Consider the following 21,392-nt stretch of genomic DNA (forward strand, 5'->3'; position numbering starts at 1 on the left):
TTACGACGGGATAGCAGATGGAAAACGAAGAAAACTCCGCCCTATACAAAGCAATCGGAATGGCGACAGTGAGCTCGCAGTTATTCGAAAAGATTTTTGTCTTAGCCGCTAAATTTGCGTTCAAGCAACCAGACGTCAGGACTATAGAAGATATCGTTCCGGTGAGGATGGATACTGCTTTCAAGCAGCCGGTCAAAGCTTTGTTGAAGGAAATATCCGAAGCGGTTCCCTCGCAGGAGCTCGAAGATCGAATAAACGCCCTCATTGAAAAGCGTCACAGGATTGTTCATCGAATAGTTGAAGAAACAGGCTGGCCAGGCGTCCAAGCTACTGATGAGCAACGCCTAAAAATTGGTCAGCTATGTGACGACGTTATTGAGGAAAGCAAGCTTCTTTCGACTGTGCTGTATGACTTGACGCTCAAGTGGATGGCTAATATCCCAGAGCTTCGTGGCGCACTTGAAGATCAAAATATTAGCCCCTTGTAGATGAGCCTGAGCATGTCGTGAGGGGCGATTATCATGGCGCCACCTTCTGGCCGAGCAGCACATCGCTGACGACCTCCCAGAGCTGGGCCGGTGACCACTGGAACCAGTCGAAGACCGTGTCGGGCTCGATGCCTACTCGGCAAGTCGAGTGGGCGCCGGCCGGGTACTCGCCGCGCTTCGCCATGATTGTCGCCACACGCCCATCACCGCCGGGCTCGGTGCGGTGATAAACGTACGCGGTGCTGTCGTAATCCTTCCCAGCCGGCACCTCAAACGAGGGGAGCGGCGTTAAATCAGCGTGACCATCCGGAGTCCATGGGCGCCCGCCATTTGCTGATCGCTTGCCTTCGTGCAGGTACAGCACGAATTCGCCGTCATGCTTTCTCTGCATGGCGTAAACGTGGTTGATCTGCGTTCCGACCAGCACGCGGGAAGTGAAGTCGAAGCGGTGATCGTGGATCGCCGAGTGCTCGAAGCAGGCGCGGCGCGGCAACTCCGGGTGCCAGACATGCAGCCGCTGATTGCCCTTGAGCTGGACCTGCACGAAGCCCAGGCCGTGGAGGGTGATTTTGTCGGTCATTACGTCGTCGATGATCATCAGTAGTCGCCCCAGCCCAGGCTCTGGATGTACTCGTTGGGGATGATCAACTTTTCGGCGACTGTCGCCTCATTCACCACCGACAAGTCACCGAAGTAACCCAGCGCCGCACGGGCGCGCTCCAAGGTAAGCTCGGCATGCCCAAGCTGGCGCGACTTGCGCAATTTGTACGAGCGCAGGGCGTGGGCCTTGTCTGGATATGCAAAGCGCTTGCTATGCGCATCGGTTTCCTTGAGCACGCGCTTGCGGCGTTTCTTCACGGCGTCTGCCGTCCAGCTGTGCTGGTAACCGTTAATTATGTCCATGGTGTATCCATCAGCGATGTACCAGCACTGCGCCGTTTCACCGATCACCGTGTAGGTGATGCAGTGTATTTCGAGGCCGTCAGGGCCGATTTCATCGACAAAGCGGTAATGGTCCGGTCCGACCTTTATCTTTTCCATGGGCATGACTGTTCCTTTGCCGCTATCACGGCTGACTTTGAAGGGGGAGGGAGTTACTGCGGGGTGTTGTTCAGGCGTTTTATTTTTCGCCGGCCGTTAATCCGGGAAAAGCATATTCTTGGAGTTGCCTTTCTGGAGTGCGTATAAATATTCGCCCAAGGTATATCCAACCACTTGTTTGGTTCCCAAGCAGCGAGATACGGTAGAGCTGGAGAAAGGTCGACCACAGGACTGATGTGCAGCGAAAGCGAGTCGCGAGACTCGAAACTGCCAACGCATGACAATTGGGTAGCGCGATGAAAAAAAAGTCATCATCAGAGCAGCACCTTCAACTCCGGGTACGCGAACTTGGGCAGTTGTTCAACTCGATGGATCCGACACCTTTTCTTAACAAGGATCTTGATCGCGACGCGGAAGCGTTCATCGAGACCTGGGCGGCGCAATTCAAGTCAGACTGCCAGCTCAGGATTACAATCCACCTTGAGCACCTGCCCGCAGAAGTCGATCCAAGCGCGATCATGGTCGAGGCAATCCACAATTACTTTGATCATAAAGCAGGTCTCGTACGCGGTAAGTTGAAGCTTCTCCTTTGGGAAGGACGTATTAGCCTATTGATCGGCATCGCCTTTGTGAGCCTGTGCCTAATCTTGGCCGATGTTATTCGTCAACTTGGCGCTGGCGCTGTCGTCAACATAGCGCACGAAAGCCTGGTGATCGGTGGCTGGGTAGCAATGTGGCGACCGATGCAGATTTTTCTATACGACTGGTGGCCGCTTTTACGATCGATTCGTGTCTACAAGACCATAAGCCATGCACATGTTCGAGTGGTGCAAGGTAAATAATGTCTACGCAAGCTGTAATTCGATCTCGGGCAGGCCAGGCATTGGCCCGCTGAGGTAGATGCGCTTCATGCGGCCACCTACTGTTGTTCTTGGCGGAGGGCTTGTTGAACCGCTTCGACCACGCGGCGCAGGTACGTGAATTCGTGGTTTTCTTCGACGGCCTTACCATCGAGCGGGTAAGGCCACTCCTCGCCGAACAGCTCGGTCAGCAGCTTGCTGTGATGCCAGCATTCGTTTGAGCTCTCGATGCTGCGCAGAACATCGATGTCATGCCAAAGCTCGCAGGCTTCACCTTTGCTCAGCTCGCCCATTTCCCAGTCGTGACGTCCGGTCTGTTGCCTACGGCGCTGGACGATGCACTTCTTGGCCAAGGTATGCAGCGCGTCACCGCTGAATACGGTGGAGCTGATGCCTCGATCCAGGCAGTTCAGAACGTAATCCCAACCGCAATCGGCGACAAACTCCGCGACGGTGCGCGGGCCCATGCCACCCCAATAAGCATTCCAACTCTTGTCCCGGCAGTTGATCGTGATCTTGCCTTGGGCAGTCTGGTAGTTCGGATTGGACTCGGTCGGGCAGTCGCGCCTGCCGAAGTCCTCGAGGAACACGGTGATCGAGTCGAGCCGCGGCGCGCCGGTGATCACCAGCTTCGTCACCGTCGAGCGCACAACCTTCAGTGGCTCAGCGATTTTGTATTCTGTGGGCATGGAGGAACCTTGGCCGGTGTTCGGCTACAGTGAGTTGGTCATCGAAAAGGAGATCGAACATGCAATGTTTAATTTGCCAGGCAGCCTCTAAAACTGCCCACATCACTAGCAGCTGGTCAGAGGTCAGATGCTCGTCTGGGTGTGGACACTTTAGGGTCTCAGCGAACCTGGTTGCGAAGATGAAGTTCAAGAACGAATTCTTTGATGTTGAACGAACAAGACAATGGCTCGAGATGGCTCGGCACGAGGGACCCGCACCGTTGATATCGACCTACGACTACAACGTTTCTTTATTACATCGTGTCACTAAAGAGCGATCTGACCACTTGCCGAGTCGTTCTGGTAAACCGGTAACGTCGGAATAAATGGGTTTCTTATTTCGCCCCGCTGAAGTGCCAACTACATCGCAGCGATGGTTCGGCGCCATATGGGGCGTCCTATGCCGGGTCATGCCCGGCCGGCTGGCATGATTCGTTGAAGTGGGCTATTGGTTGATGATCCGTAATCAGTCCGGATCAAAGAGGGTTCATCTATGGCTATCGATAGGTCGCCGGGGTTCTTTCACTCACACGCCAGCGGCAACCAGGCACTTGTGCGCTTCAAATGGGGCGCTGATAACGATCCCGTACCCGTCGGCGTGCGGGTGGTGGCGCAACTAGACCCAAGGGGCGAATGCCTGATAGGTGAGTCTGACGGCCCATTCCAGAGCATTGACGATGCAAAAATGTGCGGGATTGAGCTGGCCAACAATTGGTATGACCGAGGTAATGGATAAGCTCTTAGCGCCATAGGTGAGGGTGGGTCAGGCGATTGGCGTCATTTGAATTTATGGGCTATTGCTTGATTGCCCAGATCCGGGCATCAGGGAGATAGATATGCGCTTGGTGACTGACCGGCCAGGACCGGTGGATTACGTCCATTCCAGCGGGGAGCAGGCGACGATCGATTTCTTTTGGGGTGAGACCTTAAACGCAGCCCCCATCGGGATCGTTATTTTGCTGAAGGGCAGGGATAAGCCGATAAAGCTCGGCGAGGAAATAGGCACCTGGAGCACATTTGGCGAAGCCAGGCGACGCGGTATCGAGCTGGCCTCCAGATGGATTCAGCGCGACAGCTAATTGCTGTCCGCCGGCGCTCAGGCGCAATCGGTGAGGGTGGGTCAGTCGGCCGCTGTCGATTCCGGCGAGTAGTCCAGCCACGAAAGCTTGGTCGCTGACTTTCGCCTCAAATCGTCCTGAGGCAGCTTGATCTTCGCTCTGATTATTACGTCGCGGCACCGCCCCAGCTTGCGGATGCGCTCGGCGTAGTCGGCGGCGTACTGGGGGGGCATCGAACATGCTGCTGAGCTGGGCGACCCGCTTGCCGGCGTCTAGGAGCCATGAGTCTGCATTTTTCAGTTACCATTGCGTATCTGGGGATGGATAGCGACAACTCGCACGCATTGCACATGGAAGGGAATCGATAACATGGATGGTGTGCATTCTGTACAAGTCATCGCCGTGACCGGCGGAAAGGGTGGCGTCGGCAAGACGACTGTGGCTTTGAACCTTTCATTGGCGCTTGCGGAACTTGGAAGGCGCGTAATATTGCTAGATGGCGATCTTGGCTTGGCGAATATCGATGACCTGTTGGGGCTTTCCCCGCAGTACACGCTTGCCGATTTAATTGAAGGTCGCTGTGAGCTATCTGATGTACTGATGCAGGGTCCGGGCGGGGTGCGAATCGTCCCCGCGGCTTCAGGCATCCAGAGCATGGTGCATTTGTCTCCGGCTCAGCACGCAGGCCTGATCCATGCCTTCAGTGAAATCGATAACAGTCTCGATGTGCTGGTGATTGACACCGCTTCGGGCATCGGCTCGTCGGTGGTCAGTCTCGTTCGGGCAGCCCACGAAGTCTTGCTGGTGGTCTGTGACGAACCGACCTCGATCAGTGATGCATACGCACTGATCAAACTGCTTAATCGTGATTACGGAATGGACCGTTTCCGGGTGCTGGTCAACATGGCGCAGAGCCCGCAGGAGGGTCGCGCCTCGTTCGCTAAATTGACCAAGCTCACCGATCACTTCCTCCACGTAGCCCTGCGGTATGTGGGAGCGGTTCCGTACGATGAGTGCGTGCGTAGGGCCGTGCAGAAGCAGCGAGCCGTCTACGAACACTTTCCACGCTCCAAGTGCGCCCAAGCATTTCTGGCAATCGCCCGAAAGGTCGATGCTTGGCCATTGCCGAGCAGCCCCAGAGGGCATGTGGAGTTCTTCGTTGAGCAGCGCGTAAAAAATCGAGAAGGTGACAGTCCTCTCTAGGCAGTATGAGCGGCGCCTAGGGAGGGAATGAAGCTTGTACCAATTTTTGTACCACTGACCGTGTAAAGCAGGTTAAAACCGGGTATTCCAAAGTAAGGAAGTGCCCGGTTTCATTGGCCCTGAGTACGGTGCCTTACCCCTTTAGAATCGCGGTGTAATTCTGTTCCAGGGACATGAAACTACCTGTGGGGTTTTACGCAAAGGGCAAGGGTACGGTGGCAAACACGGCGCTGCAAGCTTGACGCAACAGCTTTACTCGTCGCGACCTTCCATCATGGTGCGTTTAAGCATCACATAAACCGCTCCGGCGCCGCCGTGTTTGGCCTGGCACGAGGTGAAGCCGAGCACTTGTGAATGCTGGCGCAGCCAGGTGTTGACGTGGCTTTTGATCATCGGGCGCTTGCCGTCCAGGCGCACGGCCTTGCCGTGGGTGACGCGCACGCAGCGGATTTCGAATTTGGTCGCTTCGGCCAGAAAAGCCCAGAGGGTTTCCCGGGCCTTTTCCACGTTCATGCCGTGCAGGTCGAGGCTGCCTTCGAACGGGATCTGGCCGATCTTGAGCTTGCGCATCTGGCTTTCCTGCACGCCGTCGCGCGCCCACATCAGCTCGTCTTCCGGACCGACGTCGATCACGAACTGATCGGACAGACCGTCAACGGTAGTGGCATCGGTGCGCACGGTGGCGGCTTGGCGCAGCTTGGCGATCTGCGCGCGGTCAGCCTTGGGTTTGCCGGTTTCGGCGCGGTCGTGCTTGATCGGCTTGACGCCATGGATCGCGCTTTTGAACAGGGAAAAATCGTCTTCTTGCATGTCAGCCTCCGCGAAGGGCGGCCAGTTTACCCAAGTCGAGACACGATCGATAACAATTGGGGCCCGCCAACCTGCCGAGCCTTCAATTCAGTCGTGTTTTTTCATCAAATGCGGGGACATGTTCAACTCTTGCGACTGGCGCGCACGGCGACGGCAACGCCGCCACAGCCATACGCCCAGATAGAGCAGGAACAGGCCGACCGCCAGAATGATGGCCGAGCCCAGCGGGCTGGCGTTCAGCTCGCCGAGTGCCGGCGGGCGGCCCAGCAAGCTCGCGGCGCCGGCCATCGCCAGCAACACACCGCACGTTGCCAGTAAGGCAGCGAACGCTGCGCCGAAACGAAAACGCCAGTTGCGTTGGCCTTTGGGCCGCAAGCGGCGTGCGTCAAAACCATCGGATAACTTCATTCCGACCTTCCTCAATGGGTATCGGCCCTTCGACCGGGAGTTGACCGGGATGTTCCTGAGGCTAAGACATTTACAACTAATGAGAGGCTTTTGCGGATGAGCGGCGGCATGAACCGCTCATCAAGCGTAGATCAGATCAGATCGTGGGTCAGGGCGAGGGTGGCGAAGTTGTCCGCCATGATCGCCATTTCGGTCTGTTGAACGTGGTCTGCGCTCAACACGCCGCCCTTGTAGGGCAAATCGCGCGTTGCGCAGGCGTCTTCAACCAGAGTGCAACGAAAGCCCAGGTTTTTCGCGGCACGAACGGTGGTGCTGACGCTGGAATGGCTCATGAACCCGCAAACGATCAGGTCCAGCGAACCGAGATTCTGTAGGCGCTCCAGCAGTTCGGTGCCGTGAAACGCACTCGGCAGCAGTTTGCCGATGACGGTTTCGTCGGCCTGTGGTTCCAGCCCCGGGATGAACTCACCGCGCTCGCCTTGCGGGTCGAACAGCCCGCCGACGGTGCCAAGGTGACGCACATGCACGATCGGCCGGCCGGCGGCGCGGGCAGCGCTCACCAGTTGCTTGATGTTCGCGACGGCAGCATCCATGCCGACCAGGGCCAGGGGGCCGCTGAGGTATTCTTTCTGGGCATCGATGATAACCAGGGTCGCATGGCCCAGATTGGCTGCTGCATAACCGCGGCCACTGAGTTGAAACATCGTTTTTGGAACGGACATTCTGGGGCTCCTTCGAGTGGGGCTTTTGCGACATTGTCCTCTGGCTGAGCGCTTCTGTGAATCGCTACCATCGCAGGGGCCGTCGTTGCTGGCCCACAGCGTGGTCAAGATACTCGTTTTGTTCAATGGCCAACGCAAAAAATGGATATGTCCTACATCTGAGCCGATGTTTTTCCTGCGTCGTCGTGGCGCGTTTTGGCTGGTAGAATCGCCAGTCGTTTTTTCTGGAGTTTGCCCCCGTGATCACTTCCCGACTTCGTACCCTGCGTGACCATATCCGTTGGGCCGTCAGCCACTTCCATGGGGAGGATCTGTTTTTCGGCCATGGGACCGACAACGCCTGGGACGAAGCCCGTCAACTGGTGTTGGGTGCGTTGCACCTGCCGTGGGAAATTGCTGACAGTTACCTCGACTGCAACCTCGAAGAGGACGAGGTGGTCAAACTGCAACGCATGCTCAAGCGCCGTATCGAAGAACGCATCCCGACCGCTTACCTGCTGGGTGAAGCCTGGTTCTGCGGCATGTCGTTCATTGTCGACGAGCGCGTGTTGATCCCGCGTTCCCCCATTGGCGAGCTGATCGAGAAGCATTTTGAACCATGGCTCGGCGCCGAGCCTGCGCGGATTCTCGACCTGTGCACCGGCTCTGGCTGCATCGGTATTGCTTGTGCCTATGAGTTCCAGAACGCCGAAGTGGTGCTGGCCGACCTGTCGTTCGAAGCGCTGGAAGTGGCCAACAAGAACATCGAGCGTCATGGCGTCGATGAACGTGTGTACACGGTGCAGGGCGATGGCTTCGACGGTTTGCCGGGTCAGCGTTTCGACCTGATCGTGTCGAATCCGCCTTACGTCGATGCGGAAGATTTTGCTGATATGCCAGAGGAATACCAGCACGAGCCCGAGCTGGGTCTGGCGTGTGGAGACGATGGGTTGAACCTGGTGCGTCGCATGCTTGCCGAAGCAGCGGAGCACCTGACCGAGAAGGGCTTGCTGATTGTCGAAGTGGGCAACAGCCAGGTTCACGTTGAAGCGTTGTACCCGGAAGTCGACTTCGCCTGGCTCGATTTCGAGCGCGGCGGGCATGGTGTGTTCATGTTGAGCGCCGAGCAGTGCCGCGAGCATCAGGCGTTGTTCGCGTCCCGCGTGTAACCCCGATCACTGTGGCGAGGGAGCTTGCTCCCGCTCGAGCGCGAAGCGGTCGCAAAACAAGCGGCCGCGGTTTATCTGGATGAATGCGGCGTCTGGTTTCAGGGCTGCTTCGCAGCCCAGCGGGAGCAAGCTCCCTCGCCACAATTGGGTTTGACGCTGATTATCGGTGCGTCGCAATCCAGATCAACAACCCCGCCTGAAACACCGCAAACGCCACCAGGCACGTAATGGTGAAACGCAGCCCCGCGTCTTCACGCTTGTACTTGCTGACCTTTTCCTCGTGCTTCTTCAGCTTCACTTCCTGCTCGGCCAGGTTCTGCTCAGCCTGTTGGAGCATCTGCGCAGCCTCGAGAATTTCCACCTGCTGCAGCTTTTCGGTGTTCCAGTCGGCCAACAGGTCGCCGACCTGCACCTCTTTGACGCTGCCCTTCAAATGCTGGGCGTCGGCATAGGCTACGTCGAAACCGTGCACCCGCAGAAAATGATCGCGGCGCAGGCGCGTGTCTTCGTTCAGCGCGTCCTTGTTGCTCAGGTCGGTGCCGTCGACGGTGTAGCCGGGCCAGCGCTTTTTCGCCCAGGTAATGCCTTGGGCCGCCATGTAGCGCCCGATGCCGCGATTCATCGGTTCAATCTGCAAACCGCTGTCCGGCCCGAAATGCACACGTTTGCTGGCGTGATCGACCCACACATCAAGGTTATTCTGTTCCTTGCGCACCCGCTGGCCTGGCAGCGAAATGGTCATGCGCAACAGGCTGTGTTGCTTGTCGTTGCGTTCGGCGTAGCCGAATTCGACAAAGCGCAAGGGCCGCCCGCCAGTGTTGCGATCGGTCTGCAACGGCGCCAGACGGAGCATCTTGTGGTGCTCGACGTGTACGTCCGCCCATGGCAGCTCGACCGCTGGCGGTGCGTCTTTTTCAGCGGTGGTGTCGGGTGAAGTCGGGGTATCAGTCATAACGGCGAGATCCTGTCCAAGCTCAGCTTGTCGCCAGTCATAACGCTGGTGACAAAGGCTTATCGGCCGTTTTTTTCAGGACTGGAGGGCAAAAGCGCTTAACTGGAGCGAAGTCCGTCAATAAACCCGAGGATTCGCGTGCCGAGCTCGGCCGCGAGTGGCAATTGCGGATCTTTATAAGAGGCCAATTGCCGTTTGACGTCGTTGGGCACGATGCGCATGACGTGGTTCATGCCCTCGATCAGCGCCAGTTCGGCGTCGGGTTTGGCGGCCTTGAGCATCCTGGCGTCGCCGACACCGACCTGAATGTCATTGCTGCCCTGAATGATCAACGCCGGCATTTTCAATTTAGCGAACGCCGCCGCCGGGTCCTGGCGGAACAGCGAAATCAGGTACGGCTGCACACTCGGGCGGAAAATCACCTGCAACTGCGGCGGCACATTGTCGTCGGTGCGGCCGGCCTTGAGGCTGTCCAGCAATTCGTTGCTGCGCAGCATCAGTGGCGGCGGCAGGCGATTGCCCAGTTGCTGGCGCAACACCTGATCGATCGGCCGGGCGCTGCCGGACATGGAAATCACCGCCGCGGCATCGACGGCCGGTGCCGCGAGGCTGGCGATCAGTGCGCCTTCGCTGTGGCCCAGCAGAATCAGTGGGCCGAATCGCGGATCGGTTTTGAGCTTCTGGCCCCAGGCTTCGGCGTCGGCCACATAGGCCTCCACGGACAGATTGCGTTCGTCCGGCGTCGCCGCCAGGCTCGCCGCTACGCCGCGCTTGTCGTAACGCACGCTGGCAATGTTGTGTTTGGCCAGCACCCAGGCGAGGCGCTTGAGGCTGTCGTTGCGCCCACCGTCGGGGTTGTTGCCGTCACGATCTGTAGGGCCGGAGCCGGAAATGATCAGGACAACCGGCACGGGTTTGTCGGATTTTGGCAGCAACAACGAGCCGAAAAGCTCCCCGGTGCCGGTATCCAGTGTGATCGGCCGTTGCAGGACCGTGGCCTGTACGAAGCCGGTAAACAAAGTAAGGCTCAAGGCTAAAACTCGCAGCATCATCACGCCATGATTCACAAAGGTGTCGGTTGGACTCGCGGGCACCCATAAGGTTCGAGGATGAACTACTTGGGTAGCCTGCGTATACTGGCGCGCATTACGTATTCAGGTTCATTTCACGGAGCGTCCTGCATGTCCGGCAATACCTACGGCAAGCTGTTCACTGTCACCACCGCAGGCGAAAGCCATGGTCCGGCGTTGGTCGCCATTGTCGACGGCTGCCCGCCGGGTCTGGAGATTTCCCTGGAGGATTTGCAGCGCGACCTCGATCGCCGCAAACCCGGCACCAGCCGCCACACCACGCAGCGCCAGGAAGCGGACGAAGTCGAAATCCTCTCCGGCATATTCGAAGGCCGCACCACCGGTTGCCCTATCGGCCTGTTGATCCGCAACACCGACCAGAAGTCCAAGGACTACTCGGCGATCAAGGACCTGTTCCGCCCGGCCCACGCCGACTACACCTATCACCACAAGTACGGCGAGCGCGATTACCGCGGCGGCGGTCGCAGCTCGGCGCGGGAAACCGCCATGCGCGTGGCGGCCGGGGCGATTGCCAAGAAATACCTGGCCACCCAGGGCATCGTCATTCGTGGCTACATGAGCCAGCTTGGCCCGATCGAGATCCCGTTCAAGACCTGGGATTCGGTGGAAGAGAACGCCTTTTTCAGCCCTGATCCGGACAAGGTGCCAGAACTGGAAGCCTATATGGACCAGTTGCGTCGCGACCAGGATTCGGTCGGCGCGAAGATTACCGTCGTCGCCGAAGGCGTGATGCCGGGCCTCGGCGAGCCGATCTTCGACCGTCTCGATGCCGAACTGGCCCATGCGCTGATGAGCATCAACGCGGTCAAAGGCGTGGAAATCGGCGCCGGTTTCGCCAGTGTTTCTCAGCGCGGCACCGAACACCGCGATGAAATGACGCCGGAAGGTTTCCTCAGCAACAACGCGGGCGGCATTTTGGGCGGGATCTCGTCCGGTCAGCCAATTGTTGCGCATCTGGCATTGAAGCCGACCTCCAGCATCACCACGCCGGGCCGGTCCATCGACATCCATGGCAACCCGGTAGAGGTCGTCACCAAGGGCCGTCACGACCCGTGCGTCGGCATCCGCGCCACGCCGATTGCCGAAGCGATGATGGCCATCGTGCTGATGGATCACCTGCTGCGTCACCGCGGGCAGAATGCCGATGTGCGCGTGAGCACGCCGGTGCTGGGTCAGCTTTGATGGCTGATCTTTACGCCGCTGCGGTCTGACGGCCGTGGCGGCGCTTCCGTACTGGCGGCTCTCCAGTTTCTATCTGTTCTATTTCGCCTTGCTCGGTTCGACAGCGCCGTTTCTGGCGCTGTACTTCGATCACCTGGGTTTTTCCAGCGCACGCATCGGCGAGCTGGTAGCGATCCCGATGCTGATGCGTTGCTTCGCACCGAACATCTGGGGCTGGCTCGGTGACTACACCGGCCGGCGGCTGGCCATCGTGCGTTTCGGCGCGGTCTGCACGTTGCTGACGTTTTCGCTGATTTTCGTCAGCAAGACCTACGCCTGGCTGGCGATGGTCATGGCCTTGCATGCGTTTTTCTGGCACGCGGTGTTGCCGCAGTTCGAAGTCATCACCCTGGCGCATTTGAAGGGTCAGACGCAGCGTTACAGCCAGATTCGTTTGTGGGGCTCCATCGGTTTCATCATCAGCGTGGTTGCGCTGGGGCGGTTGTTCGAATGGCTCAGCCTCGACATTTACCCGGTGGCGCTGGTGCTGATCATGGCCGGAATTGTGGTCAGCAGCCTGTGGGTGCCGAATGCCCAACCGGTTCAGGGTGAAAGACTGGCGGTTGACGGGTTTCTCAAGCAACTGCGCAGCCCCGGTGTGTTGGCGTTTTACGGCTGCGTGGCGCTGATGCAGATGAGCCACGGTCCGTATTACACCTTTCTGACCTTGCACCTTGAACGATTGGGGTACAGCCGTGGCTTGATCGGCATGCTCTGGGCGCTCGGCGTGGTGGCCGAAGTGTTGATGTTTCTGGCCATGAGCAAGATCCTTGCGCGCTTCTCGGTGCGCCGGGTGCTGCTGGCGAGTTTTCTGCTGGCGGCGCTGCGCTGGTTGTTGCTGGGTTCGTTCGCCGAATTTGTCTGGGTGCTGCTGTTTGCCCAAGTGCTGCACGCGGCGACGTTTGGCAGCTTTCACGCGGCTGCCATCCAATTCGTGCAACGTAGCTTCGGTGCGCGCCAGCAAGGGCAGGGCCAGGCGTTGTATGCCGCGCTGGCCGGCACCGGCGGCGCACTGGGTGCGTTGTACTCCGGTTATAGCTGGAATGCCCTCGGGGCCACGTTCACCTTTAGTATTGCCAGTCTGGCAGCGTTCGCCGCTGCCGTTATCATTGCCACACGTATGCAAGAGGACAGGCCATGAGCCTTACCCGTGAACACCTCGCCCAGGAAATCATCGACGCCGGGCGTTTTCTGTATGGCCGCGGCTGGTCGCCGGCCACCAGCAGCAATTATTCGACCCGGCTGTCGCCGACCGAAGCCTTGCTGACGGTGTCCGGCAAGCACAAAGGCCAGTTGGGCCTCGATGATGTGCTGGCCACGGATCTGTCGGGCAACAGCCTGGAACCGGGCAAGAAGCCGTCCGCCGAAACCCTGTTGCACACCCAGCTCTATAGCTGGCGCCCGGAGATCGGCGCGGTGCTGCACACCCATTCGGTGAACGCCACGGTGCTGTCGCGCCTGACGCCGGAAGATTTCATCGAGTTCGAAGACTACGAACTGCAAAAAGCCTTTAGCGGCGTCTCGACCCACGAATCCCGGGTGCTTGTGCCGATTTTCGATAACGATCAGGACATTGCGCGGCTCGCCGCCGAGGTGCAGCCTTGGCTGGAAGCCCATCCCGATTGCGTCGGCTATCTGATCCGCGGTCATGGCCTCTACACTTGGGGCGCGCGCATGAGCGATGCCCTGCGGCAGATCGAGGCCTTTGAATTTTTGTTCGAGTGCGAGTTGAAGACGCGCTCGCTCTTCAACCGTAAAGCATGAACCGTTAAGTTAAGGAGTTGCCCTGATGAGCAGCCTGTCCGTCTACCACGTCTCAAGCCCTGATATTCCGAACAAGGTGCTGACCCATTTCGAAGACATCGCTTCGACCCTGGCCGAGCAGGGCGTGCGCTTCGACCGCTGGCAAGCGGCGGCGAAAATTCAGCCGGGCGCCAGCCAGGAAGAGGTGATCGCCGCGTATCAGGAGCAGATCGACAAACTCATGACCGAGCGCGGCTACATCACCGTCGATGTGATCAGCCTGAACAGCGACCACCCGCAAAAAGCCGAGCTGCGCGCCAAGTTCCTCGACGAACACCGCCATGGCGAAGACGAAGTACGATTCTTCGTCGCCGGCCGTGGCTTGTTCACCCTGCACATCGACGATTACGTGTACGCCGTGCTGTGCGAGAAGAACGACCTGATCTCGGTGCCGGCCGGCACGCCGCACTGGTTCGATATGGGCGAGCATCCGCATTTCGTCGCGATCCGCCTGTTCAACAATCCCGAAGGCTGGGTGGCCAATTTCACCGGCGAAGACATCGCCAGCCGCTTCCCGCGTCTTGAGGACTGAGCCGATGCCGATCAAAGCGATTCTCACCGACATCGAAGGCACCACCAGCGCGGTGAGTTTTGTGTTCGACGTGCTGTTTCCATACGCCGCCAAACACCTGCCGGACTTCGTTCGCCAGCACGCCACGCGCGCCGACGTGGCTGAGCAACTGGCCGCCGTTCGCCGGGACAGCGATGAGCCGGACGCGGACGTCGAGCGCGTGATCGAGATCCTCCTGGGCTGGATCGCCGAAGACCGCAAAGCCACGCCGCTCAAGGCCTTGCAAGGCATGGTCTGGGCGCAGGGCTATCAGGCCGGGCAGTTGAAAGGCCACGTGTACCCGGACGCCGTCGAAGCGCTGAAGCGCTGGTATCAGGAGGGTTTCAAACTGTTTGTTTACTCTTCGGGTTCGATTCAGGCGCAAAAACTGATTTTCGGCTGCTCGGAAGCGGGGGATTTGGCGCCGTTGTTCAGCGGCTACTTCGACACCACGTCGGGGCCCAAGCGTGAAGCGCAGTCTTACCAGCGCATTGCCCAAGCGATTGGCCTTGAGGCTGCGCAGATTCTGTTCCTGTCGGACATTGTCGAGGAGCTGGACGCGGCGCGCACGGCGGGTATGGCGACGTGTGGGCTGGCCCGTGAAGGCGGGGAACTGGCAGGGCATGTGACCGTGGACAGCTTTGCGCGGATCAATCCTTCCGCGTTCTAACCGTCGATACACAAACCCTGTGGGAGCGGGATTGGGTGCAACTTCAGAAACAACTCAGGCCGTGAAGCGAAAGCTTTCACGGCCTGTTTGTTTGCAGCGTTAAAACGGTTTATGCCGAATGATAAGTCGGCAACGCAAACCGCTGCTGGCTCTGCAGCATGGAGATCTGTGGCAGTTCACTGGCCTGTTCAGCCAGGTCGCGGCGGATGGCGCTGATCACCCATGACAGCTGATCACCGGCATGCAGTTGCTGGTAAGAAATCGAGCGTTTGAACACTTTGCCTTCGGTGCTGCGCAAGGTCAGCAGAATGCCACCGTCCGGACGAGGTTGGGTGGTCACTTCGAAGTTGGAGAACAGGGACGAAAATTTTTCCTGGATCAAGTTCATGTCTATCAGCTCCGTAAGCGCTTGAATGGCAAGCATGCAGAGGTAGTTGCAGTGATTGTGCCAGCACCCTTATTTTTAAAAATCGTTATAAATCAATAAGATAATTTTCAGTCTGTTTTCCGTTTTCGTGCAATCTGCATGATTGGCCATCGTGCATCCTGCATTTTGCGAGGTTGGCGTCGATTTCATGGAACCAATCGATGCGTCGGGGATCGCGATGTCGCAGGCCTCGTCCGCGGATACAAAACATTTCAAAAACCGCGTGTACAGCTCAAGAACCGTTGACGTATTTTCGGGCTCAATCACCGTCGCCCGACAATAAAAAAATCGCACGGGAGCATCCATGAGCTACACGACGAACGACACGATTACCTGGGGCATGATGCTCCGCAAACTGCCTTTGATTGCCAAAGCCATCCCGCGGGTGGTGAAGGGCATGAAAGCTGCCAACGTCAAGGACCCGACCCAGCCGTGTGGCCTGGGCTGGAGCTTCGAGCAGGCAACGTTGCGCAATCCCGATGGCCCGGCATTGCTGCAGGGCGCCATGGTGCTCAGCTATTCACAAGTCAATCAGTGGGCCAATCGCATTGCCCATCACCTGATTGCCCAAGGCATCCGCAAGGGCGACGTGGTGGCGGTCTTCATCGAGAATCGTCCGGAGCTGCTGGTGACGATCCTGGCGGTGGCCAAGGTCGGCGCGATCAGCGCCTTGCTCAACACCTCGCAGACTCGCGATACCCTGGCCCATAGCCTGAACCTGGTGGCGCCTGCGGCGATCATCGTCGGTGAGGAGCTGGTGCCGGCGTTTTCAGCGGTGCGCGAGCGGGTCTCGATCAACGCGGCGCGCACCTGGTTTGTCGCTGATCAAGAGACTTACAACCAGCCGGGCATTGCGCCCGACGGCTTCATTAACCTGATGTCGGCGACGGCCGACAGCCCCAGCGACAACCCTGCCAGCAGCCAGCAGGTTTTTTTCGACGATCCTTGTTTCTATATCTACACCTCGGGCACCACCGGCTTGCCCAAGGCCGGCGTATTCAAGCACGGCCGCTGGATGCGCAGCGCCGCGAGCTTCGGCTTGATCGCGCTGGACATGCGCCCCGAGGACATCGTCTATTGCACCTTGCCGCTCTATCACGCCACCGGGCTGTGCGTGTGCTGGGGCTCGGCCATCAGCGGCGCCTCGGGGTTTGCCATTCGCCGCAAGTTCAGCGCCAGCCAGTTCTGGAGCGATGTGCGCAACTACCGTGCGACCACCCTCGGTTATGTCGGTGAACTGTGCCGCTACCTCGTCGATCAACCGCCGAGTGCCGACGACAACCAGCACGGCGTGACAAAAATGATCGGCAACGGCCTGCGCCCCGGTGCATGGCGCGAATTCAAGACGCGCTTTGGCGTGAATCACATCTGCGAGTTGTACGCCGCCAGCGACGGCAACATCGGCTTCACCAACATTCTGAACTTCGACAACACCGTCGGTTTTTCCCTGATGTCCTGGGAACTGGCGGCCTACGACCACGACAGCGGCGCGCCGACCCGGGACGCCACGGGCTTCATGCGCAAAGTGGCCAAAGGCGAGCAGGGGCTGTTGCTGGCGAAGATCGACGACAAGGCGCCGCTGGACGGCTACACCGATCCACAGAAGACCGAAAAAGTCGTGCTCCACGACGTGTTCGAAAAGGGCGACCGTTACTTCAACACCGGCGACCTGCTGCGCAACATCGGTTTTGGCCATGCGCAGTTCGTCGATCGCCTGGGCGACACCTACCGCTGGAAGGGGGAAAACGTCTCGACCACCGAGGTCGAAAACATCCTGCTGCAACACCCGAACATTTCCGAAGCCGTGGCCTATGGCGTGGAAGTGCGCAACACAAACGGCCGCGCGGGGATGGCGGCGATCACACCTGCCGAGTCCCTGGCGACCCTGGATTTCAGCGAACTGCTGGCCTTCGCCCGCGAGCACATGCCGGCGTATGCGGTGCCGTTGTTCCTGCGGGTGAAAGTGAAAATGGAGACCACTGGCACCTTCAAGTACCAGAAGACCCGGCTCAAGGACGAAGCCTTCGACCCAGGCAAAACCGGTGATGATCCAATCTACGCCTGGCTACCGGGAACCGAGACTTACGTGCAGGTCACTGAACAATTGCTGACGGAAATCCACGGCGGCAAGTACCGCTATTGATTGTGGCTATGGCGCGCCTTGAGAAAAAATAAGTGACAGTGTCAGGGGCGCTCGGGAAACTGTCGGCTTTGCGAATAACTGTAAGTGGAGTCTCCAATGTCCGATCAAAGCCGCCAGATGACCCCGGAAGAAGCCGCCGAGTTTGCCGAACAGGTCTTCAACAAGGCGCGCGAGGGCGATGCGGCCATGATGGCTGCGCTGCTGACCAAAGGCCTGCCGCCGAACCTGCGCAACCACAAGGGCGACACCTTGCTGATGCTGGCCGCTTACCACGGCCATGTGGAAACCGTGAAAGTGCTGCTGGAACACAAGGCTGACCCGGAGATCCGCAACGACAACGGCCAGAGCCCGATTGCCGGCGCGGCGTTCAAGGGTGACCTGGCGGTGGTCAAGGCGCTGGTCGAAGGTGGCGCGCAGGTGGAAGGTTCGTCATTCGACGGTCGCACGGCGCTGATGATGGCGGCAATGTTCAACCGCGTTGAAATCGTCGATTACCTGATCAGCAAAGGCGCCGATCCGAAAGCCAAGGATGCCAATGGCGTGTCCGCGCTGGATGCCGCCAAGACGATGGGGGCGGTGGATACCACGGCGCAACTGGAGAAATTGCTCGGCTAACGGCACTTAAGGCAAACGAAAAACCTGTGGCGAGGGAGCTTGCTCCCGCTGGGTCGCGAAGCGGCCCCAAAATCTGGCATGAATTGCAGATTTTTGTGAGTGCTGCGCACTCAAGCGCGAGCAAGCTCACTCGCCACAGTGTTGTTACAAATCCCAAGTTTCGTGATGTCAGTACACCCAAACCTCAACCCGCCGATTCTTGATCCGCCCTTCATCCGCACTGTTGGCCGCCACCGGCATCTCGGCGCCAAAGCCGCGAATCTCGCGAAACACCACACCGCTTTTCACCAGCTCCCGCCGCACCGCCATGGCCCGCAGTTTCGACAGCAGGTCGGCCCGCGCCGGATCGCTCTTGGCATCGCCAAACCCCACCAGCGTCACCTGCTGGTGGGTCTTCTCGTTCTGCTGGATGTAATCGAGCACCCGCGTCAGGTCCTGTCGGGCCTTGTTATCCAGCGTTGCGCTGCCTTCTTCGAAACGGAAATTCACGGTCAGGCGTTGGGCGTGGCGGCTGAGTGCCTGGTAACCCTCCGGCATCAGCGCATTCGGTGTGACGGCCATGGCCTGGACGGTCTGGGCAATAAACCCGTTGGCCGCGACGATGGCCTGGCCTTTGCTGCTTTGGGCGAACGCCACCAAGGCTTCGGCCCAGGGATTTTTGCCGTTGGGCGGCAGGTAAAAGAACAGCCGGCGCGACAGCGGATAGTCTTCGGTGGCAATCAGATTGCTGAGCGGCAACATGGCCTGGGACTGGCCATCGACGATCGCCACGGCTTTGGCCTGGCGCACGTAGGGCAGGCCGATGAAGCCGATGCCCTGCGGATCGAGGCTGACCGCGTCGGACAATTGCTCGCTGGATTCGAAACGTTTCGCTGCGCTGTTCAGCGTTTTCCCACGACGGCTGAGCACCACTTCCTTGAAGGTGTCGTAAGTGCCCGAGTGGTCATCTCGTGCGTACAGATGAATCGCTCCGCCGCTGCCACCGAGTTCTTCCCAGGTGTGGGTTTCGCCGCTGAAGATGCGCGCCAGTTGCTCGGTGTTGAGTTGATTCAGCGGGTTTTGCGGATGAAGGATGATTGCCAGGCCATCAATGGCGATGACTTGCTCGGCACCGGGGCTCTTCAGATCGCCGAGGGATTGCAGGGCCACCAGTTCGCTGTCCTTGATCGGGCGCGAAGAGGCGGCAAGGTCCGCGGTGGCATTTTTCAGGGCGGTGAAGCCGGTGCTGGAGCCGTGGGCCGCGACTTCCACCTCGACCCGCCGACCCTGCGCGGTTTCGCCGACCACCCGCAGTTCGTTGGCGGTGTCCGGGGCTTCGCTGTGGACCTTGTGCAAGCCCTGCTCGCGCATCAGGCCCTCGACCAGTGCCGGGCCCAACGCCGCGCCGATGGTGTTGGAACCCTGGATGCGCATCACCGGCCCCTTTTTGGGCGTCGGCAAGTCACCCGCCGATGCGGTGACTGGCAGTCCGGCGCACAGCATTAACAGGAATAAAACGCGCAGCGTCATGCCGGCACCTTATAAAGCCAAAGAAAGTGCGGGGAGAATAAGTCAGTAAGGTTTCCGAAAAATGACAAGTCAAAAGATCGCAGCCTGCGGCAGCTCCTACAGGACTGGTATATCCATGTAGGAGCTGCCGCAGGCTGCGATCTTTTGCTTTTAGCTCAACTCAAGCCAGATCGGCGCATGGTCCGAGGGCTTTTCCATCCCGCGCAGTTCGTAATCCACGCCGGCATCCTTCACTCGCGGCAACAAGCCGTGGGACGCCATGATCACGTCAATCCGCAGGCCGCGTTTGGGTTCATCCTCAAACCCGCGGCTGCGGTAGTCGAACCAGCTGAAACGGTCGGCCACGTCAGGGTTCAGGTGGCGGAAGCTGTCCACCAGGCCCCAGTTCTTCAGGCGGGCCATCCACTCGCGTTCTTCCGGCAGGAAGCTGCATTTGCCGGTTTTCAGCCAGCGTTTCATGTTGTCCGGGCCGATGCCGATGTCGCAGTCTTCCGGGGAAATGTTCACGTCGCCCATCACCACCAGCGGCTGTTCATTGTTGAACTGGCTTTCCAGCAAGTGCTGCAGATCGTTGTAGAAACGTTCCTTGGCCGGGAATTTGGTCGGATGGTCACGACTTTCGCCCTGTGGGAAATAGCCGTTCATGATGGTCACCGGCACGCCATTGGCGTCGGCGAAGGTGCCCCAGATGAAGCGGCGCTGAGCGTCCTCTTCATCGGTGACGAAACCTTTGTGCAACGCCAGCGGTTCCTGACGCGAGAGCAGGGCGACACCGTAGTGACCCTTTTGCCCGTGGAAATACACGTGATAGCCCAGCGCCTGAACCTCGGCCAGCGGGAACTGGTCGTCGTGGACCTTGGTTTCCTGCAGGCCGATCACGTCGGGTTGATGCTTTTCGATCAGCGCCGCCAGCTGATGGGGGCGAGCGCGCAGCCCGTTGATGTTGAAGGAGACGATCTTCATGGTCGGCAGTCCTGGCAAAAGGGCGATGCTAGCTGACCTGTGGGATTGGGGCTAGGGTGGGGTGAGGGGATTCACTGTGTTCTATCAGATCTGTACTGGCAGCGCCGGCCTCTTCGCGGGCAAGCCCGCTCCCACAGGGGGCCGTGTAGTACACAAAAACTGTGGGAGCGGGCTTGCCCGCGAAGGCGGCAGCTCAGTCGATGAAGATCCTGACTTGGTCTATACCTGTCTGGGGAACTGTGAAGCCCCCCAAAGGCTCGTACCAGTAAGAGCGCAGCCACCCGAGCTGTGCCGGGGAGAATGACCGCTATGCCCGAAACCTCGACCGCCATCGCCGATATCCACATGCTCGACAGCGGCTATTCCCGTGAAGCCCGTTCCCTGTTGTACCAGGCCTACCGCCACGAGCCGACTTTCGGATACCTCTTCGAAGCCGAACGCCCCGGTTATGAACAGCGGGTCCGCGCCACCGTGCGCGAACTGGTCAAACAACACTTTCTTCAGGATTTGCCGGCCATTGGCCTGCTGGTCAACGACCGCTTGATCGGCATCGCGCTGATCGCGCCGCCGCAACGTCGCCTGGGCATCACCGAAAGCTGGGCCTGGCGCCTGCGGATGGTGCTCAGCACCGGGTTTCGCTGCACCCGCCGCTACCTCGAGTACCACGATGCGGTGATGGCGTGCGTGCCGTCCGACTCGGTGCACCTGTTGCCGTTGCTGGGGATTCATCCGCAATTCCAGGGCAAGCACTTTGGCGAGCAGCTGTTGCAGGCAGTGCACAACTGGTGCGCGGTCGATGAGCACTCTGAAGGTGTGGTGCTCGATACCGGGAATCCGCGTTATCTGGAGTTCTACAAGCGTCAGGGTTATGAGGAAATCGGCGAGGTGGCCATCGGGCCGATCCGCGAACACGTGTTTTTTCATGCCAATCCGCAGGTGCTGCAAACCGCCTCGGCATAAACGGTAGAACTTTCGCGGCACG

The 21,392-nt window shown here is 59.1% G+C and carries 26 protein-coding genes; 14 read left to right on the forward strand and 12 right to left on the reverse strand.

What is annotated here, in order from left to right; genetic code table 11:
* Positions 1 to 17: 17 nt before the first annotated feature.
* Entirely contained in the window at positions 18 to 488 is a 471-nt protein-coding gene (locus ACYZTL_RS25585; protein ID WP_461954070.1) for a hypothetical protein, read from the forward strand.
* A gap of 31 nt (positions 489 to 519) precedes the next feature.
* Here ACYZTL_RS25585 and ACYZTL_RS25590 read toward each other — a convergent pair whose 3' ends face one another.
* On the reverse strand, positions 520 to 1,086 hold the full coding sequence (locus ACYZTL_RS25590; protein WP_461954071.1) for a hypothetical protein: 567 nt from the start codon (positions 1,084 to 1,086) through the stop codon (positions 520 to 522).
* On the reverse strand, positions 1,086 to 1,529 hold the full coding sequence (locus ACYZTL_RS25595; protein ID WP_461954072.1) for a hypothetical protein: 444 nt from the start codon (positions 1,527 to 1,529) through the stop codon (positions 1,086 to 1,088). The genes ACYZTL_RS25590 and ACYZTL_RS25595 overlap by 1 nt, the downstream gene beginning before the upstream one ends.
* Positions 1,530 to 1,825: 296 nt before the next feature.
* Between ACYZTL_RS25595 and ACYZTL_RS25600 the strand changes: the two genes are divergently transcribed.
* The gene (locus tag ACYZTL_RS25600; protein ID WP_461954073.1) at positions 1,826 to 2,371 is read left to right on the forward strand and encodes a hypothetical protein; all 546 of its coding nucleotides are present in this window, start codon (positions 1,826 to 1,828) and stop codon (positions 2,369 to 2,371) included.
* 77 nt (positions 2,372 to 2,448) lie between these two features.
* Here ACYZTL_RS25600 and ACYZTL_RS25605 read toward each other — a convergent pair whose 3' ends face one another.
* Positions 2,449 to 3,078, reverse strand: coding sequence for a hypothetical protein (locus tag ACYZTL_RS25605; RefSeq protein ID WP_461954074.1), 630 nt, complete (start codon positions 3,076 to 3,078; stop codon positions 2,449 to 2,451).
* A 532-nt stretch (positions 3,079 to 3,610) separates the two neighbouring features.
* On the opposite strand from ACYZTL_RS25605, the gene ACYZTL_RS25610 reads away from it, so the two are divergent.
* Positions 3,611 to 3,853, forward strand: a complete 243-nt coding sequence (locus ACYZTL_RS25610) for a hypothetical protein (RefSeq protein WP_461954075.1) — start codon at positions 3,611 to 3,613, stop codon at positions 3,851 to 3,853.
* A 100-nt stretch (positions 3,854 to 3,953) separates the two neighbouring features.
* Positions 3,954 to 4,196 (forward strand): hypothetical protein, encoded by a 243-nt coding sequence (locus ACYZTL_RS25615; RefSeq protein WP_461954076.1) that lies wholly within the window; start codon positions 3,954 to 3,956, stop codon positions 4,194 to 4,196.
* Between the two features lie 41 nt (positions 4,197 to 4,237).
* On the opposite strand, the gene ACYZTL_RS25620 is transcribed toward ACYZTL_RS25615, so the two are convergent.
* Positions 4,238 to 4,408 carry a hypothetical protein gene (locus tag ACYZTL_RS25620; protein WP_461954077.1) on the reverse strand — a complete coding sequence of 57 codons (171 nt, stop codon included), beginning with the start codon at positions 4,406 to 4,408 and terminating at the stop codon, positions 4,238 to 4,240.
* Between the two features lie 136 nt (positions 4,409 to 4,544).
* Between ACYZTL_RS25620 and ACYZTL_RS25625 the strand changes: the two genes are divergently transcribed.
* Positions 4,545 to 5,378, forward strand: a complete 834-nt coding sequence (locus ACYZTL_RS25625; protein ID WP_461954078.1) for a MinD/ParA family protein — start codon at positions 4,545 to 4,547, stop codon at positions 5,376 to 5,378.
* Positions 5,379 to 5,630: 252 nt separating this feature from the next.
* Here the strand turns inward: ACYZTL_RS25625 and ACYZTL_RS25630 are convergent, their stop codons facing one another.
* The 3 genes from ACYZTL_RS25630 to ACYZTL_RS25640 form a co-directional block, all read right to left on the reverse strand.
* Positions 5,631 to 6,188: a Smr/MutS family protein gene (locus ACYZTL_RS25630; RefSeq protein WP_461954079.1), complete on the reverse strand. Its 558-nt coding sequence runs from the start codon at positions 6,186 to 6,188 to the stop codon at positions 5,631 to 5,633.
* A gap of 87 nt (positions 6,189 to 6,275) precedes the next feature.
* A complete protein-coding gene (locus ACYZTL_RS25635) occupies positions 6,276 to 6,596 on the reverse strand; it encodes a hypothetical protein (RefSeq protein ID WP_461954080.1) in 321 nt (106 codons plus the stop codon).
* A gap of 131 nt (positions 6,597 to 6,727) precedes the next feature.
* Positions 6,728 to 7,318, reverse strand: a complete 591-nt coding sequence (locus ACYZTL_RS25640; protein WP_461954081.1) for a cysteine hydrolase family protein — start codon at positions 7,316 to 7,318, stop codon at positions 6,728 to 6,730.
* Between the two features lie 239 nt (positions 7,319 to 7,557).
* Here ACYZTL_RS25640 and prmB point away from each other — a divergent pair, with 239 nt between their 5' ends.
* The gene (gene prmB, locus ACYZTL_RS25645; protein WP_461954082.1) at positions 7,558 to 8,466 is read left to right on the forward strand and encodes a 50S ribosomal protein L3 N(5)-glutamine methyltransferase; all 909 of its coding nucleotides are present in this window, start codon (positions 7,558 to 7,560) and stop codon (positions 8,464 to 8,466) included.
* Positions 8,467 to 8,626: 160 nt separating this feature from the next.
* On the opposite strand, the gene ACYZTL_RS25650 is transcribed toward prmB, so the two are convergent.
* Together ACYZTL_RS25650 and ACYZTL_RS25655 are read right to left on the reverse strand one after the other, a co-directional pair.
* A complete protein-coding gene (locus tag ACYZTL_RS25650; RefSeq protein WP_461954083.1) occupies positions 8,627 to 9,418 on the reverse strand; it encodes a hypothetical protein in 792 nt (263 codons plus the stop codon).
* Positions 9,419 to 9,516: 98 nt separating this feature from the next.
* A complete protein-coding gene (locus ACYZTL_RS25655) occupies positions 9,517 to 10,470 on the reverse strand; it encodes an alpha/beta hydrolase (protein ID WP_461954374.1) in 954 nt (317 codons plus the stop codon).
* A 129-nt stretch (positions 10,471 to 10,599) separates the two neighbouring features.
* Here ACYZTL_RS25655 and aroC point away from each other — a divergent pair, with 129 nt between their 5' ends.
* The 5 genes from aroC to mtnC are packed head-to-tail and all read left to right on the forward strand — an operon-like array spanning position 10,600 to position 14,753.
* Positions 10,600 to 11,691, forward strand: coding sequence for a chorismate synthase (gene aroC / locus ACYZTL_RS25660; protein WP_461954084.1), 1,092 nt, complete (start codon positions 10,600 to 10,602; stop codon positions 11,689 to 11,691).
* A gap of 34 nt (positions 11,692 to 11,725) precedes the next feature.
* Positions 11,726 to 12,871 carry an MFS transporter gene (locus ACYZTL_RS25665; RefSeq protein WP_461954085.1) on the forward strand — a complete coding sequence of 382 codons (1,146 nt, stop codon included), beginning with the start codon at positions 11,726 to 11,728 and terminating at the stop codon, positions 12,869 to 12,871.
* A complete protein-coding gene (locus tag ACYZTL_RS25670; protein ID WP_461954086.1) occupies positions 12,868 to 13,494 on the forward strand; it encodes a methylthioribulose 1-phosphate dehydratase in 627 nt (208 codons plus the stop codon). Before ACYZTL_RS25665 ends, ACYZTL_RS25670 begins: the two co-directional genes overlap by 4 nt.
* A gap of 25 nt (positions 13,495 to 13,519) precedes the next feature.
* Positions 13,520 to 14,065 carry a 1,2-dihydroxy-3-keto-5-methylthiopentene dioxygenase gene (locus ACYZTL_RS25675; protein ID WP_034151296.1) on the forward strand — a complete coding sequence of 182 codons (546 nt, stop codon included), beginning with the start codon at positions 13,520 to 13,522 and terminating at the stop codon, positions 14,063 to 14,065.
* Positions 14,066 to 14,069: 4 nt separating this feature from the next.
* Positions 14,070 to 14,753, forward strand: a complete 684-nt coding sequence (gene mtnC, locus ACYZTL_RS25680) for an acireductone synthase (protein ID WP_461954087.1) — start codon at positions 14,070 to 14,072, stop codon at positions 14,751 to 14,753.
* 109 nt (positions 14,754 to 14,862) lie between these two features.
* Here mtnC and ACYZTL_RS25685 read toward each other — a convergent pair whose 3' ends face one another.
* The gene (locus ACYZTL_RS25685; protein ID WP_017339634.1) at positions 14,863 to 15,141 is read right to left on the reverse strand and encodes a DUF3509 domain-containing protein; all 279 of its coding nucleotides are present in this window, start codon (positions 15,139 to 15,141) and stop codon (positions 14,863 to 14,865) included.
* 343 nt (positions 15,142 to 15,484) lie between these two features.
* Between ACYZTL_RS25685 and ACYZTL_RS25690 the strand changes: the two genes are divergently transcribed.
* Both ACYZTL_RS25690 and ACYZTL_RS25695 read left to right on the forward strand, forming a co-directional pair.
* A complete protein-coding gene (locus tag ACYZTL_RS25690; protein WP_461954088.1) occupies positions 15,485 to 17,323 on the forward strand; it encodes a long-chain-acyl-CoA synthetase in 1,839 nt (612 codons plus the stop codon).
* 96 nt (positions 17,324 to 17,419) lie between these two features.
* Positions 17,420 to 17,938: an ankyrin repeat domain-containing protein gene (locus ACYZTL_RS25695; protein WP_201112685.1), complete on the forward strand. Its 519-nt coding sequence runs from the start codon at positions 17,420 to 17,422 to the stop codon at positions 17,936 to 17,938.
* A gap of 168 nt (positions 17,939 to 18,106) precedes the next feature.
* Here ACYZTL_RS25695 and ACYZTL_RS25700 read toward each other — a convergent pair whose 3' ends face one another.
* Positions 18,107 to 19,447 carry a substrate-binding domain-containing protein gene (locus ACYZTL_RS25700; RefSeq protein WP_461954089.1) on the reverse strand — a complete coding sequence of 447 codons (1,341 nt, stop codon included), beginning with the start codon at positions 19,445 to 19,447 and terminating at the stop codon, positions 18,107 to 18,109.
* A gap of 150 nt (positions 19,448 to 19,597) precedes the next feature.
* Positions 19,598 to 20,410: an exodeoxyribonuclease III gene (xthA, locus tag ACYZTL_RS25705; protein ID WP_461954090.1), complete on the reverse strand. Its 813-nt coding sequence runs from the start codon at positions 20,408 to 20,410 to the stop codon at positions 19,598 to 19,600.
* A 309-nt stretch (positions 20,411 to 20,719) separates the two neighbouring features.
* On the opposite strand from xthA, the gene ACYZTL_RS25710 reads away from it, so the two are divergent.
* Positions 20,720 to 21,370: a GNAT family N-acetyltransferase gene (locus ACYZTL_RS25710; RefSeq protein WP_461954091.1), complete on the forward strand. Its 651-nt coding sequence runs from the start codon at positions 20,720 to 20,722 to the stop codon at positions 21,368 to 21,370.
* Positions 21,371 to 21,392 lie beyond the last annotated feature (22 nt).

This window comes from Pseudomonas sp. LB3P81 (genome assembly GCF_054897965.1).

What these genes read in the sequence shown, in the direction of transcription:
- ACYZTL_RS25585 (WP_461954070.1), top strand. Translation starts at nt 18, where the DNA reads ATGGAAAACGAAGAAAACTCCGCCCTATACAAAGCAATCGGAATGGCG.
- ACYZTL_RS25590 (WP_461954071.1), bottom strand. Translation starts at nt 1,086, where the DNA reads ATGATCATCGACGACGTAATGACCGACAAAATCACCCTCCACGGCCTG.
- ACYZTL_RS25595 (WP_461954072.1), bottom strand. Translation starts at nt 1,529, where the DNA reads ATGGAAAAGATAAAGGTCGGACCGGACCATTACCGCTTTGTCGATGAA.
- ACYZTL_RS25600 (WP_461954073.1), top strand. Translation starts at nt 1,826, where the DNA reads ATGAAAAAAAAGTCATCATCAGAGCAGCACCTTCAACTCCGGGTACGC.
- ACYZTL_RS25605 (WP_461954074.1), bottom strand. Translation starts at nt 3,078, where the DNA reads ATGCCCACAGAATACAAAATCGCTGAGCCACTGAAGGTTGTGCGCTCG.
- ACYZTL_RS25610 (WP_461954075.1), top strand. Translation starts at nt 3,611, where the DNA reads ATGGCTATCGATAGGTCGCCGGGGTTCTTTCACTCACACGCCAGCGGC.
- ACYZTL_RS25615 (WP_461954076.1), top strand. Translation starts at nt 3,954, where the DNA reads ATGCGCTTGGTGACTGACCGGCCAGGACCGGTGGATTACGTCCATTCC.
- ACYZTL_RS25620 (WP_461954077.1), bottom strand. Translation starts at nt 4,408, where the DNA reads ATGCCCCCCCAGTACGCCGCCGACTACGCCGAGCGCATCCGCAAGCTG.
- ACYZTL_RS25625 (WP_461954078.1), top strand. Translation starts at nt 4,545, where the DNA reads ATGGATGGTGTGCATTCTGTACAAGTCATCGCCGTGACCGGCGGAAAG.
- ACYZTL_RS25630 (WP_461954079.1), bottom strand. Translation starts at nt 6,188, where the DNA reads ATGCAAGAAGACGATTTTTCCCTGTTCAAAAGCGCGATCCATGGCGTC.
- ACYZTL_RS25635 (WP_461954080.1), bottom strand. Translation starts at nt 6,596, where the DNA reads ATGAAGTTATCCGATGGTTTTGACGCACGCCGCTTGCGGCCCAAAGGC.
- ACYZTL_RS25640 (WP_461954081.1), bottom strand. Translation starts at nt 7,318, where the DNA reads ATGTCCGTTCCAAAAACGATGTTTCAACTCAGTGGCCGCGGTTATGCA.
- ACYZTL_RS25650 (WP_461954083.1), bottom strand. Translation starts at nt 9,418, where the DNA reads ATGACTGATACCCCGACTTCACCCGACACCACCGCTGAAAAAGACGCA.
- ACYZTL_RS25655 (WP_461954374.1), bottom strand. Translation starts at nt 10,470, where the DNA reads ATGATGCTGCGAGTTTTAGCCTTGAGCCTTACTTTGTTTACCGGCTTC.
- aroC (WP_461954084.1), top strand. Translation starts at nt 10,600, where the DNA reads ATGTCCGGCAATACCTACGGCAAGCTGTTCACTGTCACCACCGCAGGC.
- ACYZTL_RS25670 (WP_461954086.1), top strand. Translation starts at nt 12,868, where the DNA reads ATGAGCCTTACCCGTGAACACCTCGCCCAGGAAATCATCGACGCCGGG.
- ACYZTL_RS25675 (WP_034151296.1), top strand. Translation starts at nt 13,520, where the DNA reads ATGAGCAGCCTGTCCGTCTACCACGTCTCAAGCCCTGATATTCCGAAC.
- mtnC (WP_461954087.1), top strand. Translation starts at nt 14,070, where the DNA reads ATGCCGATCAAAGCGATTCTCACCGACATCGAAGGCACCACCAGCGCG.
- ACYZTL_RS25685 (WP_017339634.1), bottom strand. Translation starts at nt 15,141, where the DNA reads ATGAACTTGATCCAGGAAAAATTTTCGTCCCTGTTCTCCAACTTCGAA.
- ACYZTL_RS25690 (WP_461954088.1), top strand. Translation starts at nt 15,485, where the DNA reads ATGAGCTACACGACGAACGACACGATTACCTGGGGCATGATGCTCCGC.
- ACYZTL_RS25695 (WP_201112685.1), top strand. Translation starts at nt 17,420, where the DNA reads ATGTCCGATCAAAGCCGCCAGATGACCCCGGAAGAAGCCGCCGAGTTT.
- ACYZTL_RS25700 (WP_461954089.1), bottom strand. Translation starts at nt 19,447, where the DNA reads ATGACGCTGCGCGTTTTATTCCTGTTAATGCTGTGCGCCGGACTGCCA.
- xthA (WP_461954090.1), bottom strand. Translation starts at nt 20,410, where the DNA reads ATGAAGATCGTCTCCTTCAACATCAACGGGCTGCGCGCTCGCCCCCAT.
- ACYZTL_RS25710 (WP_461954091.1), top strand. Translation starts at nt 20,720, where the DNA reads ATGCCCGAAACCTCGACCGCCATCGCCGATATCCACATGCTCGACAGC.